Genomic DNA, 12533 nt, shown 5'->3' with positions numbered 1-12533 from the left:
AACCGAATTATGTTGCTTTCCGAAAAAGCCTACCAACAGATAGATAAGGAACTGAGCAAGTTCCCGGCAGATCAACGTCGCTCTGCCATCATGGCCTCCCTGGCCATTGCCCAGCAGGAAAAAGGCTGGGTATCGCCAGAAATTATCGAGGATGTTGCCCAATACATTGGCGTGGAGCCGATCGCGGTGCAGGAGGTTGCGACCTTCTACAACATGTTCCACACCAAACCCGTTGGTCGCGTCACTATTTCCGTTTGCACCAACTTGCCCTGTGCGCTGCGTGATGGCGTCAAGGCTGGCGAATACCTGAAAGAGAAGCTGGGTATCGAATATGGTGAAACCACGGCGGACGGCCAGTTCTCCCTGATCATGGGAGAGTGCATGGGTTCATGTGGTGATTCGCCCGTCATGTTGCTGAACAATCAGCACATGTGCGTGCGCATGGAAGCCGAGCGCATTGATGCCATGCTCGAAGAATTGAAGACACACGGAGAATCGGCATGATTGCACCGGACATTCTGCGCAAGTTCGCTCAGGGATTGGAACCTAACCCTGGTGGCGACCTGTCGCGCAGCATGATTTTTCATGATCGTCATATTCAGCCACAGATTCTGGCTGGTTTGAACGGCGACAACTGGGGCCTGGAAGAGTACGTCAAGCGTGGTGGCTATGAAGCCCTGCGTAAAGTATTGACCACTGGCATGAAACCCGAAGACGTGATTGCTGAAGTCAAGACTTCGGCGTTACGTGGTCGTGGTGGTGCAGGTTTCCCGTCAGGTTTGAAGTGGAGCTTCATGCCTCGCAGCTTGCCCGGTCAAAAGTACCTGGTATGTAACTCTGACGAGGGTGAGCCCGGCACTTTTAAAGACCGCGATATTCTGCGTTTTAACCCGCACATCGTGATCGAAGGCATGGCCATTGCCGCCTACGCCATGGGCATTACCGTCGGCTACAACTACATCCACGGTGAAGTGTTTGAAATCTATCAGCGTTTTGAAGAAGCGCTGGAGCAGGCCCGCGCGGCAGGCTTTCTGGGTGACAAGATCCTGGGGTCGGACTTCAGCTTCCAACTGCATGCGTTCCACGGCTACGGCGCCTACATTTGCGGTGAAGAAACCGCATTGCTGGAGTCCCTGGAGGGCAAGAAGGGCCAGCCTCGCTTCAAGCCACCATTTCCAGCCAGTTTCGGTCTGTACGGCAAGCCAACGACCATCAACAATACCGAAACCTTCGCGGCTGTACCCTGGATTCTGCGCAACAGCGGCCAGGAATACCTGGAAGTAGGTATCCCTAACGCCGGCGGCACCAAGATCTTCTCCATTACTGGCGACGTAGAGCGTCCCGGCAATTACGAAGTGCCTTTGGGTACCCCCTTTGCCACCTTGCTGGAACTGGCCGGTGGCATGCGTGACGGTCGCAAACTGAAAGCGGTGATCCCCGGTGGTTCCAGCTCGCCCGTTTTGCCCGCTGACATCATGATGGCCACCAACCTGGACTATGACTCCATTGCCAAGGCGGGTTCCATGCTGGGTTCGGGCGCTGTCATTGTGATGGACGAGACTCGTTGCATGGTCAAGTCCCTGCTGCGCCTGTCTTATTTTTACTATCACGAAAGCTGCGGCCAGTGTACGCCGTGCCGGGAAGGCACAGGCTGGTTGTGGCGTATGGTGCATCGTATCGAGAACGGTCAAGGTCGTCCGGAAGATCTGGACATGCTCGACGACATCGCACACAACATCATGGGCCGCACCATTTGCGCCCTGGGTGATGCTGCGGCCATGCCGGTGCGCAGTTTCGTTAAGCATTTCCGCGACGAGTTCGCACACCACATCGAGCATAAAGGCTGTGTGGTGCCTCAATATTTGTAGGCCAGGACAACGTAATGGTAGAACTCACCATCGATGGCATTAAAGTTGACGCCCCGGAAGGCAGCATGGTCATTCAGGCTGCCCATGACGCCGGGGTCTACGTGCCGCACTTCTGTTATCACAAAAAACTGAGTATTGCCGCCAACTGCCGCATGTGTTTGGTGGACGTGGAAAAAGCGCCCAAGCCTTTGCCTGCTTGCGCCACTCCCGTCACCAACGGCATGGTTGTGCGTACTCGTTCGGAAAAAGCTGTGGCTGCTCAAAAGAGCGTCATGGAATTTCTGCTGATCAACCACCCTTTGGATTGCCCCGTGTGTGACCAGGGCGGTGAGTGTCAGCTGCAGGATCTGGCCGTGGGTTACGGTGGCTCCGAGTCGCGCTACAAGGAAGAAAAGCGCGTCGTAGCCGCCAAATCCATGGGCCCACTGATCTCGACCGAAGCCATGCAGCGTTGCATTCACTGCACCCGCTGTGTGCGTACCGGTGAAGAAATCGCCGGTGTCCAAGAGGTTGGTATGCTCAACCGTGGCGAACACGCCGAAATCACCACCTTTGTGGGTCGCGCAGTCGAGTCCGAATTGTCGGGCAATATGATTGACGTTTGTCCCGTGGGTGCCTTGTTGTCCAAACCTTTCCGTTTCAATGCCCGTACCTGGGAATTGGCCCGTCGTCGCAGCGTTAGCCCGCACGACAGCGTGGGTGCCAACCTGGTACTGCAAGCCAAGATGGACAAGGTGTTGCGCGTCGTACCTTTCGAGAACGACGAAGTCAACGAGTGCTGGATCAGCGACCGTGACCGTTTCTCCTACGAAGGCCTGTACACCGAAGACCGTCTGACTCGCCCCATGGTGCGTGGTGATGATGGCCAGTGGCGTGAAGCCTCCTGGAACGACGCCATGCAAACCATCGTTGCCGGCATGAATGCCGTACGCGAGAAGTTTGGTGCAGATCAACTGGGCTGTATTGGTTCGGCTACCTCCACAACCGAAGAACTGGCTTTGCTGGCTCGTCTGGGTCGTGCGCTGGGTACCGAAAACGTGGACTTCCGTCTGCGTCAAACCGATGCCCGTCTGGACGGCGCTCTGGCCGGTGTGCCTTGGTTGGGTATGCCTCTGACGGCCTTGAACGAGCTGGATCGCGTTCTGGTCGTAGGTTCCTTCCTGCGCAAAGATCACCCCTTGATGGCTCAGCGTCTGCGTCAGGCAGTCAAACGCGGTGCTCAAGTTTCCTTTATTGATTCGGCTGCCGATAATCCATTGTTCAATGCGATTGCTGGCCGCATGACGGTGGCTCCCAGCCAGTTGGCCAATTCCTTGGCTCAAGTGCTGGTTGCTGTTGCCAAAGCCAAGGACAGCGCTGTTCCTGCTGGTCTGGAAGGCGTACAGGTTTCTGCTGAAGCTCAGCAGATTGCTGACAGCCTGGCCTCCGGCGAACGTGTGGCTATCTTGCTGGGCAATATGGCGGCCAACTCGGATCAGGCCAGCGTGATTGCTGCTAACGCCAATGCCATTGCACAGGCTAGCGGTGCCAAGCTGGGTTTCCTGACTGCCGGTGGTAACACGGTGGGTGGTTACCTGGCCAACGCCGTACCGGGCAAGGGCGGTCTGACCGCCGAGCAAATGCTGGCTCAAACCCTGCGTGCTTACCTGGTTTTAAATGTCGAGCCTGCACTGGACAGCGATCTGGGCGAACGAGCTGTAGAAACATTGAAGTCCGCCACTTTCTCGGTGGCACTGACTTCCTATCGTTCCGCTGCCGAGCAGTGGGCCGATGTCATGCTGCCCGTGTCTCCGTTCACTGAAACCTCCGGTACCTTTGTGAATGCCGAAGGCCGTGTACAAAGCTTCAAGGGCGCTGCTGCTCCTGTGGGTGATACCCGTCCGGCCTGGAAGGTTCTGCGCGTACTGGGCAATCTGTTCCAGCTGGATGGTTTTGACGACGAAACTTCCGAATCGGTGCGTGACTCTGTCATGGCTGCCGGTGTGGAATCGCGTCTGTCCAACCAGATCAATCTGGCTGCCAGCGTGCTGCCTGCTGCTAGCGGTCTGGAGCGTGTGGCTGATGTACCTATCTACCGCAGCGATGCGCTGGTGCGCCGTTCGGCTCCTTTGCAGGAAACACCTGCTTCGGTCGCCCCTACGGCTCGCATGGCCGCCGCCACGCTGACTCAACTGGGTTTGGCCGACGGCGATCTGGTGAAGGTTCGTTCTTCGCAAGGCGAAGTCAGCTTGCCAGCTCAGCTGGATGACACCGTGGCATTGAACTCGGTGCGTGTTGCCACCGCTTTTTCTGAAACTGCCGCTTTGGGTAGCGCATTCGGTCAATTGACAGTGGAGCGTGCATAACATGGAATTTCTCTCTGCCATCAATAGCTACGGTTCGGACCTGCTGGGTCCGGACGCATGGTATGTGGTGTGGACGCTGCTGAAGATTGTTGCTATCGCGGTGCCCGTCATTCTGTGTGTTGCTTACCTGACCTACTGGGAACGCAAGATGATCGGCTTCATGCACGTTCGTCTGGGACCGACCCGTGTTGGTTACCGCGGCTTGCTGCAGCCTTTCGCTGACGTTTTCAAACTGCTGACCAAAGAGCTGATCGTGCCGGCGAAGTCCAACAAGGTTCTGTACCTGTTGGCTCCGGTAGTGACGCTGATGCCTGCTTTGGCCGCCTGGGCGGTGATTCCTTTCAGCCCCGATGTGGTTCTGGCCGACGTTAATGCCGGTTTGTTGTACATTCTGGCGATTACCTCGCTGGGCGTGTACGGTGTGATCGTGGCCGGTTGGGCATCCAACTCCAAGTACGCCTTGCTAGGTGGTCTGCGTGCCGCCGCTCAGGTGCTGTCCTACGAACTGGCCATCGGCTTTGTCCTGATTACCGTGCTGCTGGTGTCCGGCACGCTGAATCTGTCGGGTATCGTGGTCGGTCAGACTCAGGGTTACTTTGCGGACAAGGGCTTGAACTTCCTGTCCTGGAACTGGCTGCCACTGCTGCCACTGTTTGTGATCTACGTGATTTCCGCCGTTGCTGAAACCAACCGTCACCCGTTTGACGTGGTGGAAGGCGAATCGGAAATTGTGGCCGGTCCTATGGTGGAGTACTCCGGTACCGGTTTCGCTCTGTTCTTCTTGGGCGAATATGCCAACATGATTTTCTTGTCGGCTCTGGCGTCCATCATGTTCTTGGGTGGCTGGACTCCAATCGTCGAGTTCGCTCCATTTACCTGGATTCCGGGGTGGCTGTGGCTGGGTCTGAAGACCTTTGTCGTGGTCTCCATGTTCATCTGGTTCCGTGCAACGTTCCCACGTTACCGCTATGACCAGATCATGCGTTTGGGCTGGAAAGTATTTATCCCGCTGACCGGTGTTTGGCTGGTTATTGTGGCGATCTGGATGCAGACGCCCTGGAACATCTGGCAATAAGGCTAAGGGGCAAGATTATGGAAGCAATCAAAGATTTCTTTGGCAGCCTGATGCTGTCCGAGATGCTCAAAGGCATGCGCCTGACGGGGAAGTATTTCTTCAAGCGTAAAGTGACGCTGCGTTATCCCGTTGAAACCACGCCCGCTTCGCCACGTTTTCGCGGTTTGCACGCTTTGCGTCGCTACGAAAACGGCGAAGAGCGTTGCATCGCGTGCAAACTGTGCGAGGCAGTATGTCCCGCCATGGCTATCTCGATCGAATCGGCCGAACGTGAGGACGGCACCCGTCGCACCACGCGTTACGACATCGATCTGGCCAAGTGTATTTTCTGTGGATTCTGTGAAGAAAGCTGCCCGGTCGATTCGATCGTGGAAACACATATTCACGAATACCACGGCGAAAAACGCGGCGATTTGTACTACACCAAGGACATGCTGCTGGCTATCGGTGATCGCTACGAAGACGAGATCGCTCGTCGTCGTGCCGCAGATGCACCTTATCGCTAAGGCCGGAGCTCTACACTCATGTTATTTACTACTGTTCTGTTTTATGTGTTGGCGCTGGTGATGGTGGTGGCCGCGTATCGCGTGATCGCTGCCAAAAACCCGGTTACGGCCGTATTGCACTTGATTCTGGTGTTCTTCACGGCCGCCATGATGTGGATCACCATGGGGGCCGAGTTCCTGGGCCTTTTGCTGGTGGTGGTCTATGTGGGCGCGGTGATGGTGATGTTCCTGTTCGTCATCATGATGCTGGACGTACGTCAGGAATCCGCTGCCAAGAAATTCAAGGCTCATGTGCCGATGGGGCTGTTGATCGGCGCCATCATGGTTCTGGAAATGGGCTTTGTGCTGACCAAGCTGTGGTTCACAACGGCACCTGCTGCCGCAGTGGCTGCGGACTACAACAACACCCGCGTCATTGGCGAGTTGATGTACTCCCAGTATGTACTGGCGGTGTTGCTGGGCGGCATTGTGCTGCTGGTTGGCATGATCTCGGCCATTGCGCTGACTCTGCGTAAACGTGAGGGTGTCAAGCGCACCGTCTCCAGCGAACAGGTCAAGGTTCGCGCCAAAGACCGTCTGCGCATGGTTTCTATTCCTTCTCAAACCGAAAAGCCGTCGGTGTCCAGTTCGGCTGACGCTGTCGTGCCAGGAGACAAATGATGATGACGCTGACGCTTGCGCACTATTTGGTCCTGGGCGCTGTGCTGTTCACGATCGGCCTGTTTGGCTTTTTCCTGAACCGTCGCAACCTGATTATCCTGCTCATGTCTGTTGAGCTGATTCTTTTGTCGGCCAACATGAACTTTGTGGCCTTCTCAACGTGGATGGGCAACGAGGCCGGTCAGGTGTTTGTCTTTTTCGTCCTGACGGTCGCAGCGGCCGAGGCGGCCATTGGTCTTGCAATTCTGGTTCTGTTGTTCCGTAACCTTAATTCGATCAATGTCCAAGATCTCGACCAGCTTAAGGGTTGATGGGATAGCACACTAATGAACTCCATAAATCTTTACTTAACGATTGCGCTTGCCCCCCTGGTGGGCTCGGCGCTAGCCGGTTTGTTCGGTACCGGCTTTCTGGGTCGATTTATCGGCAAGACAGGCGCTCACCTGATCACGATCGCGGGCGTGCTGCTTTCTTTTGTCGGCTCGGTCATGGTCCTGTTTCAGGTTCTGGACGGCCAGACCTTCAATGGTCCGGTCTACACCTGGATCACCATTGGCAGCATTCAGTGGGACATCGGTTTTCTGATCGACAAGCTCACTGCCCTGATGATGGTGGTGGTCACTTCCGTGTCGCTGATGGTGCATATCTACACCATTGGCTACATGAAAGATGACCCCGGTTATCAGCGCTTTTTCTCCTACATCTCGCTGTTTACCTTCTCGATGCTGATGCTGGTCATGTCCAACAACATGCTGCAGCTGTTCTTCGGTTGGGAAGCAGTGGGTCTGGTCTCCTACCTGCTGATCGGTTTCTGGTACGAGCGCAAGACCGCAATTTTCGCCAACATGAAGGCCTTTCTGGTCAACCGTGTAGGTGACTTCGGTTTTGCTCTGGGGATTGGCTTGCTTTATGCCTACACCGGCTCCATGAACTACAGCGACGTGTTCGCCAAGGTTCAGGAACTGAGCACCATGACATTCCCCGGTACCGACTGGCAATTGCTGACCGTTGCGGCTCTGGCCCTGTTTGTAGGTGCCATGGGTAAATCGGCTCAGGTTCCTTTGCACAGCTGGTTGCCTGATTCCATGGAAGGTCCTACTCCTATCTCGGCACTGATTCACGCCGCGACCATGGTGACGGCCGGTATCTTCATGGTGGCGCGTTTCTCGCCTGTGTTTGAACAGTCGACAACCGCGCTGTCCTTCATCATCGTGATCGGTGCAACCGGTGCCTTGTTCCTGGGCTTGCTGGGTATTATCCAGAACGACGTCAAACGCGTTGTGGCGTACTCCACCTTGTCCCAGCTCGGTTACATGACGGTGGCTCTGGGAGCTTCGGCTTACTCGGCCGCTGTGTTCCACCTGATGACGCACGCTTTCTTCAAAGCCTTGCTGTTCCTGGGCGCTGGTTCGGTCATTATCGGCATGCATCATGATCAGGACATCCGCAACATGGGTGGTCTGCGCAAGTACATGCCTATTACCTGGCTGACATTCCTGATCGGTACGTTGGCGCTGGTGGGTACACCGTTCTTCTCGGGTTTCTATTCGAAAGAGCACATCATCGAAGCCGCAGGCGAAGCTGGCATTTGGGGTTCGACCTATGCTTATTACGCCACACTGATCGGTGTGTTCGTTACCTCGCTGTACTCCTTCCGTCTGTATTTCCTGGTCTTCCACGGCAAAGAGCGCTTCCGTGATGTCAAACACGACGAGTCGCATGCTCATGATGATCATCACGCTCACGGTGGTGATCCTCACGAGTCGCCCTGGGTGGTGACGCTGCCTCTGGTTCTGCTGGCCATTCCATCGATTTTCGCTGGTATCTGGTTTGTGGATCCGCTGCTGTTCGGTGGTTACTTTGACGGCATTGTTACGGTTCTGCCCGACCACCCTGCAATGGCAAACCTGGCTGCCCACTGGACTGATTGGATGGCATATGCCTTGCATGGTTTTGTGACGGTGCCATTCTGGCTGGTTGTAGCCGGTGCGGTGGTGGCTTGGTACATGTACCTGGTCAATCCCGCCTTGCCTGCCGCTATCAAAAAGAACTGCTCTTTTATCTACCGTATCCTGGAGAACAAGTACTACGTTGACTGGTTCAACGAGCAAGTGCTGTCTCGTGGCGTTCGCTGCCTGGGTACGGGCCTTTGGAAAGGTGCTGACCGCGGTCTGATTGACGGCCTGGTGGTCAACGGTAGTGCGCGCGTAGTGGGCTGGGTGGCTGCAATCAGCCGTCATATCCAGTCCGGCTATGTCTATCACTACGCCTTTGCCATGATCCTCGGGATCCTGGCGCTCTTATCCTTTTTTGTACTGACGGTTCGGTAATGGCTAGCGATATGGCGTCTTCTACTCTTCCTTGGTTAACGCTGGCGATTTTCGTACCTATCGTCGCTGGCCTGTTGGTGCTGGCTCTGGGACGTGATGATCGTCCCACCTTCACCCGCTGGCTGGCTTTGCTGGGTTCGATTGCCGGTCTTGTTGTCACTATTCCTCTATACACGGGCTTCAATCCCGGTACAGCCGACATGCAGTTTGTCGAGCTGGCTCCCTGGATTGATGCCTTCAAGGTGAATTACCACCTTGGCGTGGATGGTATTTCCATGTGGTTTGTTCTGCTGACCGCTTTCATCACGGTGATCGTGGTGCTGGCGGGCTGGCAGGTGATTACCAGCCGCGTGGCGCAATACATGGGTGCCTTCCTGATCCTGTCGGGTCTGATGGTTGGCGTGTTTGCCGCTCTGGATGGCTTGCTGTTCTACGTGTTCTTTGAAGCCACGCTGATCCCGATGTATCTGATTATCGGTATCTGGGGTGGTCCAAACCGCGTGTATGCATCGGTCAAGTTCTTCCTTTACACCCTGATGGGCTCCCTGCTGACGCTGGTTGCTTTCATCTACCTGTGGAACGTGTCCGGCGGCACCTTCGATATCCTGACTTGGCACAAAGTCCCCCTGGACTACACCACGCAGGTGCTGATCTTTGTGGCGCTGTTCATGGCGTTTGCAGTGAAAGTGCCTATGTGGCCTGTCCACACCTGGTTGCCGGATGCCCACGTGGAAGCACCTACCGGTGGTTCCGTGGTGTTGGCTGCCATCATGTTGAAACTGGGTGCTTACGGTTTCCTGCGCTTTTCCCTGCCCATCGCTCCTGATGCCTCGCAAGGTCTGGCCGGAATCATTATTGCCTTGTCCCTGGTCGCGGTGATCTACATTGGTTTGGTCGCCATCGTTCAGGACGATATGAAAAAGCTGGTGGCTTACTCCTCTGTGGCTCACATGGGTTTTGTCACACTGGGCTTTTTCGTATTCAACACCACGGGTATGGAAGGCGCGATCATGCAAATGATCTCGCACGGTTTCGTGTCTGGCGCCATGTTCCTGTGTATTGGCGTTCTGTACGACCGTCTGCACAGCCGCCAAATTGCCGATTACGGTGGTGTGGTCAAGGTCATGCCTCGTTTCGTCACCTTCTTTGTGCTGTTCTCGATGGCCAACAGCGGTTTGCCAGGCACCAGCGGCTTTATCGGTGAGTTCACCGTCATCATGGGTGCGGTTGAGTACAACTTCTGGATTGGTCTGTTGACTGCAACAGCGCTGATTACAGGTGCGTCTTACTCGCTGTGGATGCTCAAACGTGTGGCTTTTGGCCCTGTCGGTAACGACAAGGTTGCCGGCATGAGCGACCTGAGCGGCCGTGAGTTCTTCGTTCTTGGCGTAATGGCGATTGCGGTGCTGGGCATGGGTGTCTATCCCAAGCCGTTCACCGAGGTCATGCACGTTTCGGTTGAAGCGTTGCTGCAACACGTCTCCATCTCGAAACTGTAGGCCGAATCACTATGGATACTACCTTTAACTTTTCTCTGGCTTTGCCCGAGATCCTGCTCCTGGTTCTGGCTTCGTGTGTGCTGATTTTTGATGCATTCAGTACACACAAACAGCGCCACTCGACGTTTGTTTTCAGCCTGCTGACGCTTGCCGTGGTTGCGGCCAGCGTGGCCTGGCAGTGGTCCAAGGGCGTTAGCGGCGTCTCGTTCGGTGGCCTGTTCGTCGTGGACGAGATGGCTCACTTCCTGAAGCTGCTCTCGTGTGCAGCCGTGGCCGCCACCCTGATTTACGGCCGTGAATACGCTGAGCAGCGTGACATGATGGAACGTGGTGGTGAGTTGTACACCCTGACTCTGATGGCTCTGCTGGGCCAGATGATCATGATTTCGGCCAACAGCATGTTGACCGCTTATCTGGGTGTGGAGCTGATGTCCTTTGCGCTGTACGCATTGGTTGCGCTGCGTCGTGAACATCGCCAGTCCATCGAAGCGGCTCTGAAGTACTTCGTGCTGGGTGCTTTGGCATCGGGTATCTTGCTGTACGGTATGTCCATGATTTTTGGCGCTACCGGCCATCTGGAATTCCCGCTCATCGCTGAAGTCATCTCCAACGGTCAAGCCGAGCGTCTGGCTCTGGTCTTTGGTGTGGTGTTTGTGGTGGCTGGTCTGGCCTTCAAATTGACGGCGGCTCCTTTCCACATGTGGACACCGGACGTCTACCAAGGCGCCCCAACCACCGTCACCCTGATCATCGGTGCTGCTCCCAAACTGGCTGCTTTTGCCGTGACCATGCGCTTCCTGGTTGAAGCCTTGCACGGTATTGCCGTGGACTGGCAGCCTATGTTGCTGATCATGGCTGTGCTGTCGCTGGCTCTGGGTAACCTGACGGCGATCATGCAAAAGAATCTCAAGCGTATGCTTGCGTATTCGACCATCTCGCACATGGGTTTCATTTTCTTGGGCTTGCTGGCTGGCGTGTTCAATGGCGAGACTCACTCTCAAGCCTACGGCGCTTCGTTGTTCTACGTGGTGATCTACGTTCTGACCACACTGAGCACCTTCGGCCTGATTCTGATCTTGAGCCGTCGCGGTTTTGAATGTGAAAACATCAGCGACCTGAAAGGTCTGAACCGTCGAAACCCTGGCTTGGCTCTGGTCTGGCTGCTGTCCATGTTCTCCCTGGCTGGTATTCCTCCGCTGTCCGGCTTTGCCGCCAAGCTGAGTGTTCTGCAAGCCGTGGTGGGTGCGGGCTATGTCTGGCTGGCCGTGTTTGCCGTGATCATGTCCTTGATCGGTGCTTTCTACTACCTGCGTGTCGTGAAGGTCGTTTACTTCGACGAGCCCGAAGGTGAAGCGCATCCTGTGGCAACAGGCTTGATGACCAAGCTGGTCATGATGGTGAATGGTGTTCTGATTATCGGCCTGGGCTTGTTGCCGGGTGGCCTGATGGATACCTGCATCCGCGTGATTCAGTCTTCCTTGCAGTTTTAAGTAGGTAGCACTATGGACCAAAGCCTTTCCATCTGGGTCTTGATTGTTCTTTCCGTGATTACGGCAAACTTGCCGTTTCTTGTGGAAAAGCCCTTGCTGGTTTTGCCTTGGTCCTTGCCGGGCGAGCGCTCTGGTCTCTCGCCCTGGCTGCAACTGATTGTCGGCCTTGTGTACCTGACCGTGCTGGCCGCGTTGGGCTTGGGAATCTACACAATGATTGCCTCCAGCTCTGGCCTGAACTCCTTGCCCGTTCTGTTGGGTAAGCTGCTTCTGGGTCTGGTATTGGTAGGAGCCATGTTTTACTTTCCGGTTTGGCGCTCGCGCCATCAGAAAGTGTCCAAAGGCTTTTTTTCTCGCCTTTTGGAAGTCTGTGCGTTTTACGGGATTGTGGGTGCGTTCGGCTTTGCTTTTGAAGCAAGCATCGGTAATCCGTTCAAACAGACTTGGGTGTTCTACACCATTACCTTTGCATTGTTCTTGGTAATGGCGTATCCCGGTTTTGTGTATCGCTATTTGATGCGACACCCCAAGGGCAAGTTTGAGTAGTGGTGCTATTGAATAAAAAAACCTCGCAAATCAGTTTGCGAGGTTTTTTTTATGTCTGGCCGCTCAAGGTCAAAAAACTGCTTGGTGTTTTTTTCAGTGCGTCAGTTCTAAAGTCTTGTCGTCCGATTATTATCCCGCCTGGATGCTCGATAGCTGTCTATTGAAGGCCTGTGGGGCTAGACTTGCTTTGTTTCGCCAGTCTAGCCACAAGCTG

General features: G+C 55.2%; 11 protein-coding genes. All 11 read left to right on the top strand.

Annotated features, from left to right (window positions below):
- Positions 1–9 precede the first annotated feature (9 nt).
- The 11 genes from nuoE to OKX01_RS12940 are packed head-to-tail and all read left to right on the top strand — an operon-like array spanning position 10 to position 12319.
- Positions 10–504 (top strand): NADH-quinone oxidoreductase subunit NuoE, encoded by a 495-nt coding sequence (gene nuoE / locus OKX01_RS12990; protein WP_026483139.1) that lies wholly within the window; start codon positions 10–12, stop codon positions 502–504.
- On the top strand, positions 501–1868 hold the full coding sequence (gene nuoF / locus OKX01_RS12985; protein WP_094197356.1) for an NADH-quinone oxidoreductase subunit NuoF: 1368 nt from the start codon (positions 501–503) through the stop codon (positions 1866–1868). Before nuoE ends, nuoF begins: the two co-directional genes overlap by 4 nt.
- Positions 1869–1882: 14 nt before the next feature.
- A complete protein-coding gene (nuoG, locus tag OKX01_RS12980) occupies positions 1883–4213 on the top strand; it encodes an NADH-quinone oxidoreductase subunit NuoG (RefSeq protein ID WP_264671829.1) in 2331 nt (776 codons plus the stop codon).
- Between the two features lies 1 nt (position 4214).
- Complete coding sequence (gene nuoH, locus OKX01_RS12975) at positions 4215–5288, top strand: NADH-quinone oxidoreductase subunit NuoH (RefSeq protein ID WP_108727774.1); 1074 nt, start codon at positions 4215–4217, stop codon at positions 5286–5288.
- Between the two features lie 17 nt (positions 5289–5305).
- Positions 5306–5794 carry an NADH-quinone oxidoreductase subunit NuoI gene (gene nuoI / locus OKX01_RS12970; protein WP_003801051.1) on the top strand — a complete coding sequence of 163 codons (489 nt, stop codon included), beginning with the start codon at positions 5306–5308 and terminating at the stop codon, positions 5792–5794.
- Positions 5795–5812: 18 nt separating this feature from the next.
- Entirely contained in the window at positions 5813–6454 is a 642-nt protein-coding gene (locus OKX01_RS12965; RefSeq protein ID WP_042482517.1) for an NADH-quinone oxidoreductase subunit J, read from the top strand.
- A gap of 2 nt (positions 6455–6456) precedes the next feature.
- Positions 6457–6765 carry an NADH-quinone oxidoreductase subunit NuoK gene (gene nuoK, locus OKX01_RS12960; RefSeq protein WP_026483136.1) on the top strand — a complete coding sequence of 103 codons (309 nt, stop codon included), beginning with the start codon at positions 6457–6459 and terminating at the stop codon, positions 6763–6765.
- Between the two features lie 15 nt (positions 6766–6780).
- Positions 6781–8784, top strand: coding sequence for an NADH-quinone oxidoreductase subunit L (nuoL, locus tag OKX01_RS12955; protein ID WP_094197353.1), 2004 nt, complete (start codon positions 6781–6783; stop codon positions 8782–8784).
- 11 nt (positions 8785–8795) lie between these two features.
- Positions 8796–10283: an NADH-quinone oxidoreductase subunit M gene (locus tag OKX01_RS12950; RefSeq protein ID WP_162496904.1), complete on the top strand. Its 1488-nt coding sequence runs from the start codon at positions 8796–8798 to the stop codon at positions 10281–10283.
- An 11-nt stretch (positions 10284–10294) separates the two neighbouring features.
- Positions 10295–11773: an NADH-quinone oxidoreductase subunit NuoN gene (gene nuoN, locus OKX01_RS12945; RefSeq protein WP_108727772.1), complete on the top strand. Its 1479-nt coding sequence runs from the start codon at positions 10295–10297 to the stop codon at positions 11771–11773.
- Positions 11774–11785: 12 nt separating this feature from the next.
- The gene (locus OKX01_RS12940) at positions 11786–12319 is read left to right on the top strand and encodes a DUF2818 family protein (protein ID WP_230017687.1); all 534 of its coding nucleotides are present in this window, start codon (positions 11786–11788) and stop codon (positions 12317–12319) included.
- Positions 12320–12533 lie beyond the last annotated feature (214 nt).

It is taken from the genome of Alcaligenes sp. SMD-FA, from assembly GCF_025960365.1.
Taxonomy (GTDB): domain Bacteria; phylum Pseudomonadota; class Gammaproteobacteria; order Burkholderiales; family Burkholderiaceae_B; genus Alcaligenes; species Alcaligenes aquatilis.
This window is presented reverse-complemented; position numbering and strand designations above follow the sequence as displayed.